The sequence below is a fragment of the Actinomycetospora atypica genome, assembly GCF_042653685.1.
In the GTDB taxonomy this organism is placed as follows: Bacteria; Actinomycetota; Actinomycetes; order Mycobacteriales; family Pseudonocardiaceae; genus Actinomycetospora; species Actinomycetospora atypica.
Genome location: NZ_JBHSIV010000027.1, coordinates 1 through 18,706, shown reverse-complemented (window position 1 = coordinate 18,706; position 18,706 = coordinate 1). Strand labels below are relative to the sequence as shown.

Below are 18,706 nucleotides of genomic sequence, written 5' to 3'. Positions count from 1 at the left end.
ATGACTCGTCGCGGTCGTTCCGCCCACCGAGGCGGCTCCCTAGCGTTGGGAGACACCGAGTCCGTCGCTCGGCTCCGACCGACCTTCGCTGCGTCGCGGCAGAAGAGGGAGTCACCATGCAGCTCGACCTCCACCAGGACAGTGCCCCGACGATCCCGCGCAGGCCCACCCGACAGTCCCGCCGGGCGCTGACCAGCGGGGCGTTCGGCGCGACGCTGGAGTACTTCGACTTCGCGATCTACGGAGCCATGTCCGCGACGGTCTTCCCGGCCGTGTTCTTCGAACGCTCGGACCCGTCCACCGCTCTGCTGGCCTCGTTCGCGACCTTCGGTGTCGGCGTCCTCGCCCGCCCCCTCGGTGGCATGGTGTTCGGCTACCTGGGCGACCGCCTGGGACGCCGCAACGTCCTGCTGACGACCTTCATGCTGATGGGGCTCTCGACGACGGCCATCGGCCTGATCCCCGGGTACGCGGCGGCCGGGTTCGCGGCGCCCGCGCTGCTCGTGGCGCTGCGCTTCCTCCAAGGCTTCGCGCTGGGAGGAGAAGCCACCGGCGTCCAGCTGGTGACGATGGAGCACGCACCAACGGACCGACGCGCGTTCTACGGAGCGGTCCTGGGGATGGGATCGCCCATCAGCCAGGTCGTCGCGAACCTCATCCTCGCGATCCTCGCCGGCACCCTGACCGAGGTGGCGTTCCAGACCTGGGGCTGGCGCATCCCGTTCGTGGCCAGCATCGTCCTGGTCGGGGTCGGCATCTACGTGCGGCTCAAGGTCGAGGAGACCCCGCTGTTCCGCCGGCAGGTCGAGGACGAGGCTCTGCCGGGACCCCTGTCGGTGGTCCGCAGCCACGGCGTCGCGATCCTGCGGCTGATCCTGGCCTTCGCCCCGATCACGCTGACCTTCTACCTCGTCACGGTGTACGGCATCAGCTACATGACCTCACACGGCTTCACCTCGAGTACGACCTTCACGATCCTGATGGTGGCCAACGTCGTCGCGACGGGAGCGGCCTTCGTCGGCGGCAAGCTCGCGGACCGGATCGGGCGCCGGCAGGTGCTCCTCCTGGGCAGTGGGGTCACGCTCGCCTCCGCGGTGGTGTTCTTCCCTGCCGTGGCCACGACGAGCGTCGCCGTGGTGCTGCTCGTGGTCGTCGCCGCCTCCGCGGGGGCCCAGTTCGGCAACGCCGCCCAGGCTGCGCTGTTCGCCGAGGCCTTCCCGACCCACCTGCGCTACACCGGCTCCGCGCTCGGACTGACCGGGGTCAACGTCGTGTTCGCCGCGCCCACGCCCTTCCTGTGCGCCTGGCTCGTGGGCCTCGGCGGGGTCACCGCGGTGACGGTTTACTGGGCAGGCGTGATCGTCCTGGCCATGATCAACCTCGCTCTCCTGGGCGACGGGCGCTCCCTCGAAGGCCTCCCGCTCACCTTCGGCCGGAGAGGAGCCCGGTGATGGGCGAGCACGTCATCGTCACCGGGGCGGCGGGCGGGATCGGACGGCAGCTCGTCCGTGACCTCGTCGACCGCGGCTTCACCGTCACCGGTGTCGACCTGTCCCGCGAGGCACTCGAGACCACCGCACCCGACGCCACCGGCGTCGTCGCCGACCTCACCTCGAGCGCGGAGGCCCAGCGGGCGGTCGACGAGGCGGTCGCGGCGAACGGCCTACCGTTCGGGCTTGTCACCCTGGCCGGGAACAACACGGTCGAACCCCTCGACGACGTCACCGACGAGACCTGGCGGTTCCTCCTCGACGTGAATCTCTCGTCGACCTTCTACGCGCTGCGCGCCGTGCTGCCCCTGATGCGAGCCAACGGAGGCGGACGCGTGGTGACCACGAGCTCCATCGTCGGTATCCGGGGCAACGCGAACCAGGCCGCCTACTCCGCCGCGAAAGCGGGTGTCGTCGGCCTGACACGAGCGCTCGCCGTCGAGTACGCCCCCCACCAGGTCACGGTCAACGCGGTCGCACCCGGCGCCGTCATGACCGACCGGGTCCGTGGCTACGACCCGGCTCATCTGCAGGAGCAGCTCGACCGGATCCCGTTGGGTCGGTTCGCCGAGCCGACCGACGTCACCCGTGCCATCACCTTTCTGCTGGGGCCCGATGCCGGGTTCTTCACCGGCCAGGTCCTCTCGCCCAACGGCGGCGACCACACGGCGTGAGAGACCAGCGCACCCCGTGCTGTTCGCAGAGAACTTCCAGGACGGCGGTGCAGGTCCGTGGACCGTCGGGTCGTCCGACGCGGAAGCCCGTCGGTCTTCCGCAGGGAGGAACAGGCGTGCGGCGCGTTGCCGGACGACGAAGAGTTCGGTGCCTCATCGAGGGCCGGGAGGGGAGGAGCGGTCACCTACCACGAGACGGCCGACTGGCTACGGCTGCCCGACGGACCCACCTTCTCCGGTGCGGCGTCCTCGGTCACGATCGGCGCCGACGAGCGCATCTACGTCTTCAACCGTGGCCCGCAGCGCATCGTCGTCCTCGAGGCCGACGGTACCTACGCCGGTGGCTGGGGGGACGCCGCGGACTACGCACGCCCCCACGGCATCAGCACCTGCGCGGACGGCGACCTCCTGCTCGTGGACGTCGGCGCCCACGTCATCGACAAGGTCCACCCCGACGGGAGGCGCGTTCTGCGTCTGGGCACTCCCGGGCACCGCACCGCCGCGTACTCGGGCGAGCCGTTCAACCAGCCCACGGACGCCGTCGAACATCCCGCGACCCGAGAGATCTTCGTGGCCGACGGGTACGGCAACGCGCGCATCCACCGCTACGACCCCGACGGCCGACTCATCTCGTCCTGGGGGAAGCCGGGATCGGGGCCCGGCCGGTTGTCCAATCCGCACGGGCTCTGCCTGCTCGACGACGACCATCTCGCCGTGTGCGACCGGGAGAACCACCGGCTCCAGATCTTCGACCTCGACGGCGGGCTGGTCGAATCCCGGCACCAGCACCGCCCCGCCGCGGTCCGCCGCATCGGTGATCTCCTGTACATCGCCGAGCTGGGGCCACCGGCCTACATGCACGGATCGATCCCGGACATGGGTTCCTGCGTGACCGTCACGACTCTCGACGGAACGGCGGTCGACCGCCTCGGCGCCCACCGTCCAGGACTCGGCGTCGGCGCCTTCCTCAGCCCGCACGGGATGGCGGTCAGCGCCACCGGAGCCGTGTACGTCGCCGAGGTCAACGCGGTCTATCTCGAGACCCTCGGACTGCCGGTACCGCCGCTCGACGACCTGCCCAGCCTGCGGCGCTGGGCCCCGACCGAAGGAGAGCGCATTCCATGACCGACGAGAAGGAGCTGCTGCGGCGCATCGAGCTGCTGGAGAGCCAGATGGAGATCACGAGGTTGATCTCCACGTTCTCCCATGCCGTCGACCTCCGGGATCGGGACCTTCTGCGCAGCGTCTGGTTCGCCGACTCCGTCCTCGACCTCGGCTCGCGCGGAGCGTGCAACGGCGTCGAGGAGATCCTCGCGAACTTCGACGCCCAGTGGCGGGCCATCCCGCACATGCACCACTGGTTCGCCGACCCGCTCGTCGACGTCGACCTGGAGGCGGGCACGGCGACCGACACCGTCACGGTCGACGTCTTCCTGACCGACCTGGAGTCCGGTCCGATCCAGAGCGCGGGCCTCTACACCGACCGTCTGGAGCGCCGCGACGGGCGTTGGGCCTTCGTCCATCGCCGGCTGCACATCTACTACTGGACCCCCATCGCGGGCTGGGTGCCGACAGCCGGTTCTGAGGCCACCTCACCGCCGGATCCGTCAGCTGTTCCGTCGACGACGACAGGAGTACGTGGATGAGCTCGTTCCGAGAGCTGGGGAAGTCACTGAGCAACTGGGGGCGCTGGGGGCCCGACGACGAGATCGGCACCCTCAACCTGATCGGCCGTGACCAGGTCCGCGCCGCAGCGGCGCAGGTGAGGTCGGGCGAGGTCGTGAGCATGGGGCTGCGGCTCGCCGCGCACGGGCCGCAACCCGGTCAGGCCAGGGGGACCGAGCGGTTCAACCCGGTCCACCTGGTCACCGAGAGGGGGTATGCGCCGGACTTCCGGGGAGACATCTGTGTCGCCGACGACCACATCAGCATGCCGCTGCAGGCCTCGACGCAGTTCGATGCGTTGGCCCACATCAGCTACGACGGCCAGATGTACAACGGCTTCTCCAACCGCAGTGTGACCTGGCAGGGCGCCACCTACTGCGGCATCGACAAGACGGCCGCCGGCGTCACCGGCCGAGGGGTCCTGCTCGACGTGGCGCGCTTCCACGGCCTCCCCACACTGCCCTCGAACCACCTCATCTCCTCCGCCGAGCTCGACGCCGTCGCGGCTCACCAGGGCGTCGAGATCCTGCCGGGAGACATCCTTCTCCTGCGCACCGGATGGATCGAGCGCTTCAAGGCCGGCATGGACGTCGGAGAGTTCTGGACCGCCACCCCCGGCCTCCTCCTCGAGACCGCGACCTGGTTGCGCGAGCACGACATCGCAGCGGTCGCCGCTGACAACACCTCGGTGGAAGCGACGGCGTCGCTCCCCGACGGACCGGTGAGCCCGTCGGACCCCGAGCAGGCCTATCCATTCCACATGGTGGCGATCCGGGACCTGGGTCTGACCCTGGGCGAGTTGTTCGATCTCGAGAAGCTCGGCGAATCCTGCGCCCGCGACGGGCGCTACGAGTTCCTCTTCAGCGCCCCGAACCTGCTCGTACCCGGCGGGCTGGGCTCACCTCTGAACCCCCTGGCGACCAAGTGAGGGTCGGGGCGGCCCTGCCGATGACCGAGCTCGGCGCCGACACGGCCGCGCTCAGCAGGTGGGCGACGACGGTCGAGGGGCAGGGCTACGACTCGATCGTCGTCTACGACCACGTCGTGGGCGCCGAGCACCGCGACCGCACCCCACCGATCACCCGCGACTACGACGAGACGACGCCCTTCCGCGAGCCCCTGGTGCTCCTGGGCTATCTCGCGGCGACGACCGCGAGCGTCGAGCTCATGACCGGCATCCTCATCCTGCCGCAACGCCAGACAGCGCTCGTGGCGAAGCAGACGGCCGAGGTCGCCCTGCTCAGCGGGGACCGGCTGACCCTGGGGGTCGGGCTCGGCTGGAACGTCGTGGAGTACGAGACGCTCGGTGTGCCCGTCGCAGATCGTGGAAGACGCCTCGACGAACAGATCGACCTGCTCAAGGCGCTGTGGAGCGACGAGCTCGTCAGCCTCGACGGGCGCTTCCATCACGTCGAACGTGTCGCCCTGAGTCCACGGCCCGCGAGAGCGATCCCGTTGGTGTTCGGGGGCGGCTCGGCCGCCGCGGTCCGACGAGCTGTGCGCGTGGGCGACGGGTTCTTCTTCGCGACACCATCGCGGGATTCCCGCGACCTCCACGCGACCCTCCTCGAGCGGTTGGAGGCGGCCGGCCGGCCTGTCGAGGAGTTCCGCACCGTCGTGCAGGTGCACGCCGCGCGGGGCGAGGAGGACCTCAAGCGAAGCCTCGAGCCCTGGCAGGGCAAGGGCGTCGACGACGTCGTCATCGCCACCGTCCAGAACCGGATGCTCGGCGCGGTCGCCGAACGGTGCCGAGACATCGAGGAGCACCTCGAGCTCCTAGGCCGCGCCAGAAAGATCGTCGAGACCGTTCTCGGCGACTAGCGACACCCCACAGGAGATCAGCATGTCGACCACCGAACGCCCTACCAGCCCCTACTCGGTATCCGTGTCCCACCTGGCGCCGGACTCATTCGACTCGGCCGGATCACGCACGTTCTTCCAGTACCGCGACCTCGGCGTCCTGGAGGCGACCAGGGGCGACTACAACGCGCAGATCGTTCGCGCCCTGCCGGGGGACAAGGGAACGACGGGCTGGCACTACCACCCGTTGACCTTCCAGTTGGTGTACTGCCTGCGGGGCTGGGAGGACATCGCCTTCGAGGACGGGACGATCGTGCGCACCGTTCCCGGCACCTGCCTCAACATCCCCCCGGGCGTCGGACACAACGAGATCGGCTACTCCGACGACCTCGAGACCTTCGTCCTCTTCGCCCCAGGGTCCTTCGAGTCCGTCCCGATCCCCGACCCGGGCATCACCGAATTCCGCCGAGTCTGAACATTCGCTCGGTTCTGGTCGAACGAAGGCAGCCTTCGACCGGTTGGAGCGATGCCGCGGATCATTGCGGTATCGCCTCGATCCGCGTGGCCGGCTCGCCGCCGGTCAGGCCGCCGGTCCCGGTCCGCCCCCGTGGTCCCGGGTGGTCGCGTGCGCCCGCTTCTCCAGGTAGCGCTTCTCGGCCTGGTTCGTGGCGGCGCGGGCGGCCCGGCGGTAGTGCTCGCGTGCTCCGGGCAGGTCGCCGAGTCGCTCGAGGAGGTGGGCGCGGACCGCGTCGGGACGGTGGCTGCGGCGCAGGCGGGGGTCGCCGGCCACGGTGTCGAGCACGCGGAGGCCGGCGTCGGCGCCGCGTGCCATGCCGACGGCCACCGCTCGGTTCAGGGTGACGACCAGGTTGTCGGTGCGGCGTTCGAGCAGGCCGTAGAGCACGAGGATCTGGGGCCAGTCGGTCTCCCGTCCGACGGCGCCTCCGCGTGCACCGCGGCGATCGCGGCCTGCAGCTGGTACGGACCCAGGGGAGCGGCGCGCAGCGCGCCGCTGAGCAGCGCGACCGCCTCCTCGATCAGCCGGTGGTCCCAGCGGCTGCGGTCCTGCTCGGCCAGGGGGACGAGCACCCCGGTGTCGTCGACGCGGGTGTCGCGACGGGCGTCGGTCAGCAGCATCAACGCGAGGAGCCCGGCGATCTCGCCGTCGTGGGGCAGGAGCTCGTGCAACCGTCGGGTGAGCCGGATGGCGTGCCGGGTCAGGTCGACACGCGTGAGCAGCGGCCCCGTCGTCGCGGTGTAGCCCTCGTCGAAGACGAGGTAGATCACGTGCAGGGCGGCCGCGAGGCGTTCGTCGTGACGGTCGTCGGCGAGATCGAACCCGGCCCCCGCGGCGGCGATCGTGGCCTTGGCCCGACTGATGCGCTGGGCGACGGTGGTCTCGGGGACCAGGAGCGCCCGCGCGATCTCCGGGGTCCGCAGCCCGCCGACAGCACGGAGGATCAGCGCGATCCGGCTCGCCTCGGACAGTGCCGGGTGCGCACACAGCATCAGCAACTGCAGGGTGTCGTCGGCGGCGTCGGACGCCGGGGGCAGGTCCCCCAGCGTCACCTCGTCGGCCGGTGGCGCCGACCCGCGGTCGGGTTCGCGGGCGACGGCGAGGTCCTCGCGGCGATGTCGGGCCTTCTCGGCGCGGTCGAGATCGATGAGCTTGCGCCGGGCGACGGTCGCCAGCCAGGCGTGCGGGTCGTCGGGGACGCCGCTGCGCGGCCAGGTCGAGAACGCCGCGACCAGCGCCTCCTGGACGGCGTCCTCGCACGAGGCGAAGTCGCCGCCGGAGCGGACGAGCGCACCGAGGACCTGCGGCGCGCAGCGGCGCAGCAGGTCCTCGGACGCGGCGGGCCCACCGACATCGCTCACGGAGTGGGCAGGAGGTCCAGGCCGTAGCCGGCGGTGAAGACGACGGGGCGGACCTCCACCGGCAGCCGATCGGTCCCGGGGATCATGGCGGCGAGCTCGCAGGCCCGCTCCATTCCCTCGCAGTCGACCAGGTAGAAGCCGCCCATGTACTCCTTGGCCTCGAGGAAGGGGCCGTCGGTGACGGTCGCAGCGCCCGGACGACCGCGCACGACCGCGCTCTGGGAAGGGTCGGCCAGGGCGTGGGTACCGACCATCTCGCCGGTGGCGGTGATGGTCTCCATGAAGGCCTCCTGGCCGCCGGCGATCTCGTCGCGCTCGGCCTCGGACAGCGACTCCCAGGTCTGCGGGTTCATCTGGATGACGAGCAGGTACTTCACGGTCTGCCTCCTCGGGTGTTCCGACGACGTCCGGGCACTCCCGGCCGTCGCAGACCAGACGCTGCCGCTCCGGTCCACCTCGACGTCGGCCCTGTGTGGTCGTCGTCACATCCCATCGATGTCGACGGCCGGTTCGGTCGTTCGTCCTTGATGTGACGCCCCCACGACCTCGGAGTGCTGATGACGGACACCACCTGCCACATGTCGATCTCGCTCGACGGCTATGTCGCCGGTCCGGACCAGAGCCGCGACAACCCGCTCGGGAAGCGCGGCCTCGAGCTGCACGGGTGGCACGTCGGAGATCCCCGGGCGACGGAGGCCGACGAGATCGCGGCCAACCGGTGGCTCATGCGGCCCCGCGGCGCCTACGTCATGGGTCGGAACATGTTCGGGCCGATCCGCGGCGAGTGGGACGAGGACTGGCGCGGCTGGTGGGGCGCCGAGCCGCCGTACCACGCGCCGGTGTTCGTGCTGACCCATCACGCCCACGACCCGATCGAGATGGAGGGCGGCACGACCTTCCACTTCGTCACCGAGGGCTTCGACGCCGCCTACGCCCGGGCGTGCGAGACCGCCGGGGACGAGGGGGTCGACATCGCCGGCGGCGCGTCCACCGCCCGACAGGCGTTGATCGCCGGCGTGGTCGACGAGCTCACCCTGGACATCGCGCCCGTGCTGCTGGGAGGGGGTGAGCGGATGTTCGACGGTGTCGGGACCTTCGGGTTCGAGCCGGTCGAGGTGCTCCACTCCCCGCTGTCCACCCACATCCGCTACCGCAGGGTCGCCGGCACCTGAGGGCGGGATCGACACCATGCTCGGCGACGCCGAGACCCATCCCGACAGCGACGTCGCGTAGTACGCCGAGACGCTCGCCGAGCTCGTGCTCGGCGGTCTCGAGACGGGTCGATCACCGGAGTCCCGGCCGCCGGGACCCACGGTCAGCTGAGGCCGAGGGCTCCGGCCAGTCGCCGCACGTCGGGGAGTAGGTCGGCGCCCTTCGGGGTGAGGACCTGGGCGCAGACGTGGTCGGCGCCGGCGGTGAGGTGTTCGTCGAGCCGGGCGGCGACCGCGTCGGGCTCGCCGTGGGCGACCAGGGAGTCGATGAGGGCGTCACTGCCGCCGTCGGCGATGTCGGCGTCGGTCCAGCCCAGGCGCTCGAGGTTGCTGACGTAGTTGCGCAGCCCGAGGTAGGGCTTCTGCACGGCGGGGCGGCCGATCCCGCGCGCGGCGGCCGGGTCGGAGTTCAGGACGACCTTGTTCTCCGGGGCGAGCAGGGCGCCGTCGCCGAGGATCTCGCGGGCGCGGCGGGTGTGCTCGGGCGGGACGAGGTAGGGGTGGGCGCCGGCGGTGCGCTGCGCGGAGAGTTCGAGGACCTTGGGGCCGAGTGCGGCGAGGATCCGCCGGTCGGCGGGGACGTCGGCGGCGTCGAGGCCGTCGAGGTACTCGACGATCGTGGCGTAGGGCTTGCGGTAGTCGCTGTTGGCCTCGGGGTGGCTGACGCCGACGCCGAGCAGGAAGCGGCCCGGGTGCCTGGCCTCGAGCCGGTGGAAGGACGCGGCGACCTCCTCGGCGGGGGTCGCCCACATGTTGACGATGCCGGTGGCAATCACGACGTGGTCGGTGGCGTCGAGCAGCGATTCGGCGAGGGCGAGGTCCCCGGCGGGGGAGCCGCCGATCCAGATCGTGCCGAAGCCCAGGGACTCGATCCCGCGCGCGAGCTCGGGGTCGAGCTGCCACCCGCCCTGCCAGATGCCGTACCGGCCCAGGTCCATGGCCATGTCGCTACCTCCTACTTGTCGGGTTCGACGTGCTGGTCAGCGCGCGGCGGACGCCACGAGGCGGGCTTCGTCGGCACCCTGCGTACCGGCGTGCGGGGCGAGCAGCTCGAGGGTGCGGTGCTGCTGGTCCTCGTCGACCGCGGCGTTGACGAGGATGAGCTCGTCGGCCCGGACCTCCTCGGCCAGCGCGTCGAGCCCGACGACGACCTCGGGGCCGGTGCCCACGAGGCTGCGGGCGAGCATGCCGAGCACCTGGCGTCCGGCGGGGTGCTCGCGGAGCTCGACGAGTTGGGAGTCGGACAGGTCACGGCCGCGGCCGAGGATCGAGCGCAGCCACTCCAGCTCGGTCCGGCGGTACTGCTCGGTGGCGGTCTCGGCGTCGTCGGCGGCGACGACGTTCGCGGCGGCGATGAAGTGCGGCGTCGCGTCGGGGCCGGCGAGGGACCGCGAGGCGTCGAAGCGGTCCCGGTAGGTCGCGGCCGCCTCGACGAGGGCCTCCGGGGCGAAGTGCGACGCGAAGGCGTAGGGCAGGCCGAGGTGGGCGGCGAGCTGGGCGCCGTAGAGCGAGGAGCCCAGGATGTAGAGGGGCACGCCGCCGGCGTGGTGTGGGTAGGCCTGGACCCCGGCGACGGTGGTCTCGCCGGTGAGGTAGCCGTGCAGCTCGACGATGTCGGCGGGGAAGTGCTCGGAGGCCGTGGTCCCGCGGCGGAGGGCCTGCATCGTGGGCCCGTCGGTCCCGGGCGCCCGGCCGAGCCCGAGGTCGATCCGCCCCGGGAAGAGCGTCTCGAGCAGGCCGAACTGCTCGGCGATCACCAGCGGCGAGTGGTTCGGGAGCATGATCCCGCCGGACCCGACACGCAGGTTCGTGGTGTTCGCGGCCAGGTGCTGGATGTAGAGCGACGTCGCCGAGGACGCGAGACCGGGCATGTTGTGGTGCTCGGAGACCCAGAGCCGGTGGTAGCCGAGGCCGTCGGCGGTGCGCGCCAGGCGCACGCTGCGGGCGACGCCCTCGGCGGCGGTCTCGGAGGGGCGGACCCGGGCCAGGTCCAGCAGGGAGAGCGGGACGGACGTCGCCACGGCGGGTCCTCTCGTGGTCGGGACGGACGGCGCAGGTCTCCACGAGATCGAGCGGAGGCTGCCTCCAGTTACGGTACACGGAGGCTACCTCCGGTACCGTGCGCGGAGAGTCGCCCGGACGGCGGGGTGCGGCGTGGCGGGGGGAGGAGTCGCATGGCGGGCACCGAGCGGCCGATGCGCTCCGATGCGCGGCACAACCGTGAGCTGCTGGTCGAGGTGGCGCGCCGGCACCTCCGGCTCCACGGCGTCACGACCTCCCTGGAGGCCATCGCCCGGGAGGCCGGGGTAGGCCCGGGCACGCTGTACCGGCACTTCCCCGACCGGGCGTGCCTGGTGGCCGAGGTCCTGTGGGCCGAGAACGACGAGCTCCGCGCGGCCGGCGAGAGGATCGCGCACGAGGTCGGGCTCGAGGAGCGGCTGGACGCCTGGTTGGGCGAGATGGAGGCCCACATCGCGAGCTACCGCGGCCTGTCCGGGCCGCTGGTCGAGGCGTTGGAAGGTGGTCGGCCGACTCCGCTGGGCCTCGCGTGCGAGGAGATGACCGCCACCACCGCGAGGTTCCTCGCCGAGTCGCAGGAGGCCGGCCTGGCGCGGCCCGAGGTCACCGCCCACGACCTCGTCGGCTGCGCCGCCATGCTGGCGTGGCTCGGGTCGACCGGCCCGCAGGGCACCCGGCAGGCCGACGGCGCGCGCGACATCCTCCGGCGCGGCTACGAGCTCGACGGATGACCGGCGCCGGGCCGACCCGGCCGTTGCTCACCCGCCGAGCAGGCGGTCCCGGGCGGCGTCGAGGAACTGCTCGGAGATCGGGTGCCCCGCCGTGGCGCGGGCCAGCACCTGCGCCCCGACGAGGGTGGCGAGCTCCGCCAGGGCCTCCGGGTCCCGGCGGTCCCCTGGCGTCGTCGGGACCCCGCCCCCGGCCTCCCCGGAGTGCAGCGCGTGCAGGGTGTCGGCGAGCCGGGTGACCCCCGCGACGTAGACGTCGTGCAGCGGATCGTCGGGCCGGCGGCGGGCGACGTCGGCGGCCAGCGCGACCCCCGCGCACCCGTCGCCGGGGTGGTCGCGGTGCCAGGTCGACAGGTAGCCGGCGATGAACCGGGCCCGGGCCGTCGCTGGGTCGGGTTCGGTCGCGACGAGGTCGTCGAGCGTCGCCGCGCGCGCGCCGAACGCCCCGGCGCCGGCCTCCGCGAGCAGGGCCTCCTTCGAGGCGAAGTGCTTGTAGAACCCGCCGTGGGTCAGCCCGGCCGCGGCCATCACCTCGGGCACGCTGACGCCGTCGGCGCCCTTCTCCCGGATCAGTCGCCGGGCCTCCTCGAGGACCCGCTCGTGGTTCTCCGCCCTCTGCTCACGTGATGCCCTCGCCACGGTCCCTCCCCGTCCGGTCGGTCGGAGCCAGCGTATTGACACGATAGATGATGTGCATACTCTATCGAAGATCGTGAGGCCCACGGACGGGAGAAGCAGATGACGGACGTCGCCGGAGCAGTCGCGGTGGTCACCGGAGGGCAGCGGGGACTGGGCGCCGCCTTCACCCAGGAGCTCCTCGAGCGGGGCGCGGCGAAGGTGTACGCGACCGCGCGCCGGCCCGAGGCCTCGTCGGACTCGCGGGTCGAGGCGGTCGCCCTCGACGTGGTCGACGACGAGTCGGTGCGCGCCCTCGCCGAACGCGCCGGCGACGCGACGCTGGTGTTCAACAACGCCGGCGTCCTGTTCCCGGGGCCGCTGCTCACCGGCTCGATGGACGAGGTGCGTGCGACGTTCGAGACCAACGTCCTCGGCGCCCTGCGGGTGGCCCGGGCCTTCGCGCCCGTCCTCGCCGCCCACGGCGGCGGGGCCCTCGTCGACCTCCACTCACTGCTGTCCTGGGGCGCCGGGGCCGGGGCCTACGGCGCCTCGAAGGCGGCGTTGTGGTCGATCACCAACTCGCTGCGCCTCGAGCTCGCCGGGCAGGGCACCCACGTCGTCGGGGTCCACCTCGGCTTCGCCGACACCGAGATGGTCGCGGCCATGCCCGGGGAGAAGCTCTCCCCGGCGCAGGTGGCGACGAGGGTGCTCGACGGGATCGAGCAGGGGGACGACGAGATCCTCGTCGACGACGTGTCGCGGCAGGTCAAGGCCGCCCTGTCGGGGCCGGTGCAGGGCCTGACCGTCCCGCTCGGCCGCTGAGACCACCCGACGGAACCCACTCCAGGAGGAACCATGCCGCTCTGGTCGATCCATCACTCGCCCGGGCTCTACACCGCCGAGGACAAGCGGAACTTCGCGAACGACGTCACCGGGATCTACACCCGGATCGGGCTGCCGCCGTTCTACGTCGTCGTCGCGTTCCACGAGGTCGACCCGGAGAACCTCTTCGTCGGCGGTGAGTCCACCGACGCCGCGGTCCGGGTGGTCATCGAGCACATCGCCCGCCACACCGAGGCGCCGGAGGACCGGCGGCGGATCGGCGACACGATCACCCGCGTGGTGGCGCCGTACACCACGGACCGCGGCCTGCACACCGAGTTCCACGTCGACGAGACCCCGCGGGACCTCTGGATGATCAACGGGATGTGGCCGCCGCCCGCCGGCAGTGACGGCGAGAAGCTCTGGGCCGAGGAGAACGCGACCGTGCCCTACTGACGGGACGACGACCGGGCTCCGCCGGGGGTCAGAGGTGGACCGAGCCGAGGATGCCGGGGACGGTGGCACCGCCGACCCACAGGTCGTCGCCGATCTGCTCCACCCGGACCCGTCCGCGGCGCCCCAGGCGGGTGCCCTGGGCGGCGGTGTAGGCCGTCGGGACGCGGCCGGTGTCGATCAACCAGCGTCCGAGTCCGGCGTTGAGGCTGCCGGTCACGGGGTCCTCGCCGATGCCGCCGCCCGGCACGAAGGCGCGCACCTCGACGAGGGCGTCCGAGCCGGCGGGGTGCAGGCCCACCACGCCGACGTCGTAGCCGGTCAGGGCGGCCAGGTCGGGCTCGACGGCGAGCACGGCCGCGGCGTCGCGGAGCAGGAGCGCGACCCAGTGCGGCCCGTTGTCGACCCAGGCGGCGTCGACGACGTCCGCCGCCCGCAGGCCGAGGCCCCGGCGCAGGGCGGTGAGGTCCGCGTCGTCCACGGGGCCGGAGCGCAGCAGCGGGGGAGCGGCGAACGCGAGCCGGCCCGCATCGTCGGGATCGCGCCGCACGCGGACCATCCCCGCGCCGCACTCCTGCACCGGCTGCGCCGGGTCGCGGGCGGTCCCGCCGGCGTCGAGCCAGGCCCGCGCCGAGCCGAGCGTGGGGTGTCCGGCGAACGGCAGTTCGCGGTCGGGCGTGAAGATGCGCAGGCGGTAGTCCGCGTCCGGCGTCGTCGGGCTCAGCAGGAAGGTCGTCTCGCTCAGGTTCGTCCAGGCGGCGAAGGCGGCCATGTGGGAGTCGCTGAGGTCGTCGGCGTCGTGGACCACGGCCACCGGGTTCCCCTCGGTGAGCCGCTCGGCGAAGACGTCGACCTGGGAGAAGCGGTGCATGATCCGATCCCGCCGCATCCCGCCTCCGTGCGCCAGAGCCACCCGCGAGCGGGTGGCAGATCGTGGGTCGACGGCCCCGCCCCAGCAGTCACCCCTGGGCCGGCACCGCGGCGTCCCGGAGGTGCGTGGTCAACCAGTCGGCGACCCGGGGATGCCAGCGGCGTTGTGCCGCGGCCCGGTCGAAGCCCGGGGGGTCGAGGGCGGGCGGGAGGCCGGCGGCGACCGCCCGTGGCCCGAAGTGGGTCAGCGCCGCGAAGTGTCCGCCCCCGACGACGTGGTGGGTCAGGTGCGGCATGCCGGCGGTGAGGATCTCGCCGTGCCACGCCGGCGTGTGGTCGTCGTGCTCGGCGGTCAGCATCAGGGTCGCGGCGTCGACGTCGGCCAGCGCTCCGGGTCGGCCGAACCAGGGCGTGGCGGGCATGAGCAGGACGAGGGCGGCGACGCGCGCGTCCCGGCTGACCTCGATCGGCCGCTCGGTCGCGTCGGCGGTCTCCCACGGCATGGTCGAGGGCCGGGCCCCGGCGAGGGCCAGCGCGGTCGCCGCGCCAAGCGAGTGCCCGACGACGCCGACGCGGTGCCGGTCGGAGCCGTCCCGCCCCAGGGCCTCGAGGGCGAGGTCGGCGGCCTCGACGGCCTGCCGGGTCCGCCGCGTGAGCACCTCGGCCGTGCCGGCGAGCGTGTCGTCCCCGAGGCGGTTCCCGGCGTGGGAGAGCGCGGCGACGGCGAGTCCGGCGTGCGCGAGATCGGCGGCGAGGCCCCGGTAGACGTCGGGGGCCGTCCCGGTGCCGTGGGAGAGGAGCACCAGGGGCGGCTGCCCGACGACGGCGGCGTCGAGGACGGCCTCGATCTCGAACCGGCCGTAGGGGCACGGGACCGCCTCGCCGAGCGCCGGGTAGGTCAGCAGCACCCCGGGGAGCGTCGAGAGTCCGATCGCCACCCGCGGACCGTAGCCACTCCCGGGCCGGCTAGCGGGGGTGGAACCGGTTCTGGGCCGGCTCGAGACCCTCGGTGAGCAGGGCCTCGACCGCGTCCGCGGCGAGCTCCAGGGAGACGTCGAGCTCCTTGCGCTCGGTCGAGGACCACCGCTTGAGCACGTAGTCGGCGGGGTCCTGGCGCCCGGGCGGGCGCCCGATCCCGAACCGCACCCGCAGGTAGTCCTTCGTGCCGAGCGACTTCGAGATCGAGCGCAGCCCGTTGTGCCCGCCTTCGCCGCCGCCGCGCTTGAGGCGGATCAGCCCGAAGTCGAGGTCGAGGTCGTCGTGCACGACGACGAGGTCCTCGGCCGGCACGGAGAAGAAGCGCAGCGCGTTGGTGACCGGACCGCCGGAGAGGTTCATGTAGCCGCGCGGCTTCGCGAGGATCGCCTTCCGGCCGACGAGGCGGCCCTCGGCGACGTCGGCGCCCGACTTGCGGTGCGCCGAGAAGCGGGCGCCGACGCGCGCGGCGAGCACGTCGGCGACCGCGAACCCCACGTTGTGGCGGGTCCCGTCGTACTCGGCCCCCGGGTTGCCCAGACCGGCGACGAGCACGGGGCCGGGCGACCCGGGAGCCGACACGTCAGTCGTCCTTGCCGGGGGTCTCGCCCTCGGCGGCGGCCGGGTCCTCGGGGGCCCCGCCGTCGGAGCCCTCGCCGCGCTGGGTGCCCTCGCCGTCCTCGGACTCGGGGGCGTCCTCCTCGACACCCGCACCCTCGGCGTCGATCTCCTCCTCCATCGCGTCCTCGGTCGGCGCCTCGGTCACGTTGACGACCAGGGCCTCCGGGTCGGTCAGCAGCGTCGAGCCGTCGGGGAGGCGGATCTCGCCGGCGGTGATCTGAGTGCCGATCGCGGCCCCGTCGATGACCACCGAGATCTCCTCGGGGATGTTCAGCGCGTCGGCCTCGATGGAGAGGGTGTCCTCGTTCTGGAAGACCAGCGAGCCCGGGGCGGCCTCGCCCAGGGTCACCACGCGCACGTCGACGGTGACCTTCTCGCCGCGGCGGACCACGACGAGGTCGACGTGCTCGATGAAGCCCTTGATCGGGTCGCGCACCACGCTCTTGGTCAGGGCGAGCTGGGGCGACCCGACGCCGCTGACGGTGAGCACGGCGTTGCGGCCGTTCAGGCGCATCACGGCGGCGAACTCGACGGTGTCGAAGGACAGGTGGACCGGGTCGGTGCCGTGCCCGTAGAGGACGGCGGGGACACGGCCGGCCCGACGGGTACGCCGTGCCGCGCCCTTCCCGAACTCGGTACGGGGCTCTGCGGCGATCTTGACGTCGGCCATGGCGGTTTCTCGCTCCTGCGGTGTGCGGGCTCGGCGGGACGGCCGCACATCACGCGGTGGAGAACCCCGGATGCGCACCGCGTCGATCACGGCGGCCGCGTGCGGGCCGCCCTCGCCGAAGTGGGTCACCACGAGTCTAGCGACCCGCCGCCGGACCCCTCTGCGGGGTCCGCGACCACGACGCGTGCCCGATTACTCACCGTGCGATCGGCCGATCGGTTGACGGCAACCGGTTGCGCACATTTCTTCTGCTGCCTAGGTCACTCTCTGCGGTTGAAGGCTTGACGGTTACGCCGGATGGGCTAACGTTTGCTCCACGCAACGGCCTGTCACCCCGAAACGGCAGCCGAGAGCGACCGAAGTCCCCCGAACCCGCCCTTGGTCATCACGAGGAGTCACCGTGTCCCGGAGCTCGACCCCGACACTCTCCGTCATCGTCCCCGCACGCAACGAGGCCCGGAACCTCGAGATCGTCCTGCCGCAGCTCCCCCCGGACGCCGAGATCGTCCTCGTCGACGGGCACTCGGTCGACGACACCGTGGCGGTCACCCGCCGCCTGCGCCCCGACGCCGTGATCGTCTCCCAGGGTCGCCGCGGCAAGGGCAACGCGCTGGCGCACGGCTTCGCGGCCGCCACCGGCGACGTCATCGTCATGTTCGACGCCGACGGCTCGGCCGACGCCGCCGAGATCCCGGCCTTCGTCGAGGCCCTGGTCGCCGGCGCCGACGTCGCCAAGGGCACCCGCTTCGCGCACTCCGACGACGCGGGCAGCGAGGACATCACGCTGCTCCGCCGCCTCGGCAACGCCGGGCTGAACGGCCTCGCCAACGCCGCGCTGCGGACCCGCTACAGCGACCTCTGCTACGGCTACAACGCCTTCTGGCGCGACACCGTCGTCGTGCTCGACCTCCCCGCCCTCGACCTCGACGTCCCCGCCGGCTCCATGCTCTGGGGCGACGGCTTCGAGATCGAGACGCTCCTGACCTGCCGGTTCTCGCTGGCCGGCCTGCGGATCGCCGAGGTGGCGAGCACCGAGCGCGAACGCATCCACGGCGAGACCAACCTGCGCACCTTCGCCGACGGCGTGCGGGTCCTGCGCACCCTCGGGCGCGAGTGCGTCCCCGGCCGCCGCCGCGCCGCCCGCCGCCGCGCCGACGCCATGCGCGCCGCCGCGCCGTCCACCGACGGCCGGGTCGTCACCTCCCTGACCGCCGCCGACGTCGCGGTCCCCACCGCCGGCACCCGCCTCGCGGCCTGAGCACGATCCCCGGAAGGGACCCCGCCATGACCCACGACCGTGCCGCCCTCCCCACCAGCGCCGTCGTCGTCTGCGCCTACACCGAGCGGCGCTGGGACGACCTGCGCGCGGCGATCGACTCGATCACCGCGCAGACCCACCGCCCCGAGCGCGTGGTCCTCGTGATCGACCACCACCGCGGACTCGCCGTCCGGGCCCGCGGCTTCTTCGACCCGTCGGTCGAGGTCGTGGAGAACCAGCGGCGCCGGGGCCTCTCGGGCGCCCGCAACACCGCCCTCGACGTGCTCGCCGAGCAGGGCGGGCTGCCGGAGGTCGTCGCCTTCCTCGACGACGACGCCGCGGCCCGCCCCGACTGGCTGGCGCGGCTGCTCGCCGGGTTCGACGACGACGACGTGGTCGCCGTCGGTGGCGCGGCGGCCCCGCGGTGGGACGGCACGACGACCGCCCCGGCGGTGCTGCCCGCCGAGCTGTGGTGGGTCGTCGGGTGCAGCTTCACCGGACAGACCGGGACCTCTGGTGCGGGGGCCCCGGTCGAGGTCCGCAACGTGATGGGCTGCTCGATGGCCTTCCGGCGCGACGCGCTGATCGCCACCGGCGGGTTCGGCGAGGACATGGGCCGCGTCGGCACCGTCCCGCTGGGCTGCGAGGAGACCGAGCTCTGCCTGCGCATGCGCCGGCTCGTGCCCGGCGCCCGGATCCTGTTCGACGAGGGCGCCGTCGTCGACCACCACGTCTCCGCCGACCGGCACGGCTGGCCCTACCTGCTCCGCCGCTCGCACGCCGAGGGCGTCTCGAAGGCCGTCGTCGCGCGGCGGCACGGCGCCGCCGACGGTCTCTCCGCGGAACGGGCCTACACCCGCCACGTGCTGCCCGCGGCCGTGGCCCGCGAGCTGCGCGCCACCGGCCGGGCCCTCGGCGCGGGCGACGGGGCCGGCGCCCGTCGCGGCCTCGTCG

The 18,706-nt window shown here is 72.7% G+C and carries 21 protein-coding genes and 1 pseudogene; 13 read left to right on the top strand and 9 right to left on the bottom strand.

From position 1 onward, the window contains the following. The first annotated feature begins 116 nt into the window (after positions 1-116). From ACFPBZ_RS21500 to ACFPBZ_RS21470, 7 genes are all read left to right on the top strand, one after another. Positions 117-1,451 carry an MFS transporter gene (locus tag ACFPBZ_RS21500; protein ID WP_378038157.1) on the top strand — a complete coding sequence of 445 codons (1,335 nt, stop codon included), beginning with the start codon at positions 117-119 and terminating at the stop codon, positions 1,449-1,451. After that, positions 1,451-2,164 (top strand): SDR family oxidoreductase, encoded by a 714-nt coding sequence (locus ACFPBZ_RS21495; protein WP_378038156.1) that lies wholly within the window; start codon positions 1,451-1,453, stop codon positions 2,162-2,164. The genes ACFPBZ_RS21500 and ACFPBZ_RS21495 overlap by 1 nt, the downstream gene beginning before the upstream one ends. A gap of 126 nt (positions 2,165-2,290) precedes the next feature. Continuing rightward, positions 2,291-3,289 carry an NHL repeat-containing protein gene (locus tag ACFPBZ_RS21490; protein ID WP_378038155.1) on the top strand — a complete coding sequence of 333 codons (999 nt, stop codon included), beginning with the start codon at positions 2,291-2,293 and terminating at the stop codon, positions 3,287-3,289. Further along, a complete protein-coding gene (locus tag ACFPBZ_RS21485; protein WP_378038154.1) occupies positions 3,286-3,810 on the top strand; it encodes a nuclear transport factor 2 family protein in 525 nt (174 codons plus the stop codon). Before ACFPBZ_RS21490 ends, ACFPBZ_RS21485 begins: the two co-directional genes overlap by 4 nt. Next, entirely contained in the window at positions 3,807-4,757 is a 951-nt protein-coding gene (locus tag ACFPBZ_RS21480) for a cyclase family protein (protein WP_378038153.1), read from the top strand. The genes ACFPBZ_RS21485 and ACFPBZ_RS21480 overlap by 4 nt, the downstream gene beginning before the upstream one ends. Beyond that, the gene (locus ACFPBZ_RS21475; RefSeq protein ID WP_378038152.1) at positions 4,754-5,650 is read left to right on the top strand and encodes a TIGR03619 family F420-dependent LLM class oxidoreductase; all 897 of its coding nucleotides are present in this window, start codon (positions 4,754-4,756) and stop codon (positions 5,648-5,650) included. The genes ACFPBZ_RS21480 and ACFPBZ_RS21475 overlap by 4 nt, the downstream gene beginning before the upstream one ends. A 22-nt stretch (positions 5,651-5,672) precedes the next feature. Continuing rightward, the gene (locus tag ACFPBZ_RS21470; RefSeq protein WP_378038151.1) at positions 5,673-6,104 is read left to right on the top strand and encodes a cupin domain-containing protein; all 432 of its coding nucleotides are present in this window, start codon (positions 5,673-5,675) and stop codon (positions 6,102-6,104) included. 105 nt (positions 6,105-6,209) lie between these two features. Here ACFPBZ_RS21470 and ACFPBZ_RS21465 read toward each other — a convergent pair. Continuing rightward, a pseudogene (locus tag ACFPBZ_RS21465) lies at positions 6,210-7,507 on the bottom strand (RNA polymerase sigma factor). Beyond that, on the bottom strand, positions 7,504-7,884 hold the full coding sequence (locus ACFPBZ_RS21460; RefSeq protein WP_378038150.1) for a YciI family protein: 381 nt from the start codon (positions 7,882-7,884) through the stop codon (positions 7,504-7,506). Before ACFPBZ_RS21460 ends, ACFPBZ_RS21465 begins: the two are co-directional and overlap by 4 nt. Positions 7,885-8,064: 180 nt before the next feature. On the opposite strand from ACFPBZ_RS21460, the gene ACFPBZ_RS21455 reads away from it, so the two are divergent. Continuing rightward, positions 8,065-8,679, top strand: a complete 615-nt coding sequence (locus tag ACFPBZ_RS21455) for a dihydrofolate reductase family protein (RefSeq protein WP_378038149.1) — start codon at positions 8,065-8,067, stop codon at positions 8,677-8,679. 143 nt (positions 8,680-8,822) lie between these two features. Here the strand turns inward: ACFPBZ_RS21455 and ACFPBZ_RS21450 are convergent, their stop codons facing one another. Beyond that, the gene (locus ACFPBZ_RS21450; RefSeq protein ID WP_378038148.1) at positions 8,823-9,662 is read right to left on the bottom strand and encodes an LLM class F420-dependent oxidoreductase; all 840 of its coding nucleotides are present in this window, start codon (positions 9,660-9,662) and stop codon (positions 8,823-8,825) included. A 36-nt stretch (positions 9,663-9,698) separates the two neighbouring features. Next, positions 9,699-10,739 (bottom strand): LLM class flavin-dependent oxidoreductase, encoded by a 1,041-nt coding sequence (locus ACFPBZ_RS21445; protein WP_378038147.1) that lies wholly within the window; start codon positions 10,737-10,739, stop codon positions 9,699-9,701. A 153-nt stretch (positions 10,740-10,892) separates the two neighbouring features. Here ACFPBZ_RS21445 and ACFPBZ_RS21440 point away from each other — a divergent pair, with 153 nt between their 5' ends. Then, a complete protein-coding gene (locus ACFPBZ_RS21440; RefSeq protein WP_378038146.1) occupies positions 10,893-11,468 on the top strand; it encodes a TetR/AcrR family transcriptional regulator in 576 nt (191 codons plus the stop codon). Between the two features lie 27 nt (positions 11,469-11,495). Here the strand turns inward: ACFPBZ_RS21440 and ACFPBZ_RS21435 are convergent, their stop codons facing one another. After that, complete coding sequence (locus ACFPBZ_RS21435; protein WP_378038145.1) at positions 11,496-12,104, bottom strand: TetR/AcrR family transcriptional regulator; 609 nt, start codon at positions 12,102-12,104, stop codon at positions 11,496-11,498. A 99-nt stretch (positions 12,105-12,203) separates the two neighbouring features. Here ACFPBZ_RS21435 and ACFPBZ_RS21430 point away from each other — a divergent pair, with 99 nt between their 5' ends. Together ACFPBZ_RS21430 and ACFPBZ_RS21425 are read left to right on the top strand one after the other, a co-directional pair. Next, positions 12,204-12,905, top strand: a complete 702-nt coding sequence (locus ACFPBZ_RS21430) for an SDR family oxidoreductase (protein ID WP_378038144.1) — start codon at positions 12,204-12,206, stop codon at positions 12,903-12,905. Positions 12,906-12,938: 33 nt separating this feature from the next. Further along, positions 12,939-13,361 (top strand): tautomerase family protein, encoded by a 423-nt coding sequence (locus ACFPBZ_RS21425; RefSeq protein ID WP_378038143.1) that lies wholly within the window; start codon positions 12,939-12,941, stop codon positions 13,359-13,361. 28 nt (positions 13,362-13,389) lie between these two features. On the opposite strand, the gene ACFPBZ_RS21420 is transcribed toward ACFPBZ_RS21425, so the two are convergent. The 4 genes from ACFPBZ_RS21420 to ACFPBZ_RS21405 all read right to left on the bottom strand — a co-directional run bounded on the left by ACFPBZ_RS21420 (position 13,390) and on the right by ACFPBZ_RS21405 (position 16,494). Further along, entirely contained in the window at positions 13,390-14,247 is an 858-nt protein-coding gene (locus tag ACFPBZ_RS21420) for a PhzF family phenazine biosynthesis protein (RefSeq protein WP_378038142.1), read from the bottom strand. A 70-nt stretch (positions 14,248-14,317) separates the two neighbouring features. Continuing rightward, positions 14,318-15,166 carry an alpha/beta hydrolase family protein gene (locus tag ACFPBZ_RS21415; protein WP_378038141.1) on the bottom strand — a complete coding sequence of 283 codons (849 nt, stop codon included), beginning with the start codon at positions 15,164-15,166 and terminating at the stop codon, positions 14,318-14,320. 28 nt (positions 15,167-15,194) lie between these two features. Further along, complete coding sequence (gene pth / locus ACFPBZ_RS21410) at positions 15,195-15,785, bottom strand: aminoacyl-tRNA hydrolase (RefSeq protein WP_378038140.1); 591 nt, start codon at positions 15,783-15,785, stop codon at positions 15,195-15,197. 1 nt (position 15,786) lies between these two features. Further along, positions 15,787-16,494 (bottom strand): 50S ribosomal protein L25/general stress protein Ctc, encoded by a 708-nt coding sequence (locus ACFPBZ_RS21405; RefSeq protein WP_378038139.1) that lies wholly within the window; start codon positions 16,492-16,494, stop codon positions 15,787-15,789. Between the two features lie 400 nt (positions 16,495-16,894). Here ACFPBZ_RS21405 and ACFPBZ_RS21400 point away from each other — a divergent pair, with 400 nt between their 5' ends. Further along, the gene (locus tag ACFPBZ_RS21400) at positions 16,895-17,752 is read left to right on the top strand and encodes a glycosyltransferase family 2 protein (protein WP_378038138.1); all 858 of its coding nucleotides are present in this window, start codon (positions 16,895-16,897) and stop codon (positions 17,750-17,752) included. 26 nt (positions 17,753-17,778) lie between these two features. Next, the coding region (locus tag ACFPBZ_RS21395; protein ID WP_378038137.1) for a glycosyltransferase family 2 protein at positions 17,779-18,706 on the top strand (928 nt) is incomplete at its 3' end.

Coding starts and splice junctions, on each gene's coding strand:
- ACFPBZ_RS21495 (WP_378038156.1), top strand. CDS start 1,451: ATGGGCGAGCACGTCATCGTCACCGGGGCGGCGGGCGGGATCGGACGG.
- ACFPBZ_RS21500 (WP_378038157.1), top strand. CDS start 117: ATGCAGCTCGACCTCCACCAGGACAGTGCCCCGACGATCCCGCGCAGG.
- ACFPBZ_RS21430 (WP_378038144.1), top strand. CDS start 12,204: ATGACGGACGTCGCCGGAGCAGTCGCGGTGGTCACCGGAGGGCAGCGG.
- ACFPBZ_RS21480 (WP_378038153.1), top strand. CDS start 3,807: ATGAGCTCGTTCCGAGAGCTGGGGAAGTCACTGAGCAACTGGGGGCGC.
- ACFPBZ_RS21405 (WP_378038139.1), bottom strand. CDS start 16,494: ATGGCCGACGTCAAGATCGCCGCAGAGCCCCGTACCGAGTTCGGGAAG.
- ACFPBZ_RS21425 (WP_378038143.1), top strand. CDS start 12,939: ATGCCGCTCTGGTCGATCCATCACTCGCCCGGGCTCTACACCGCCGAG.
- ACFPBZ_RS21440 (WP_378038146.1), top strand. CDS start 10,893: ATGGCGGGCACCGAGCGGCCGATGCGCTCCGATGCGCGGCACAACCGT.
- ACFPBZ_RS21420 (WP_378038142.1), bottom strand. CDS start 14,247: ATGCGGCGGGATCGGATCATGCACCGCTTCTCCCAGGTCGACGTCTTC.
- ACFPBZ_RS21450 (WP_378038148.1), bottom strand. CDS start 9,662: ATGGCCATGGACCTGGGCCGGTACGGCATCTGGCAGGGCGGGTGGCAG.
- ACFPBZ_RS21470 (WP_378038151.1), top strand. CDS start 5,673: ATGTCGACCACCGAACGCCCTACCAGCCCCTACTCGGTATCCGTGTCC.
- ACFPBZ_RS21485 (WP_378038154.1), top strand. CDS start 3,286: ATGACCGACGAGAAGGAGCTGCTGCGGCGCATCGAGCTGCTGGAGAGC.
- ACFPBZ_RS21455 (WP_378038149.1), top strand. CDS start 8,065: ATGACGGACACCACCTGCCACATGTCGATCTCGCTCGACGGCTATGTC.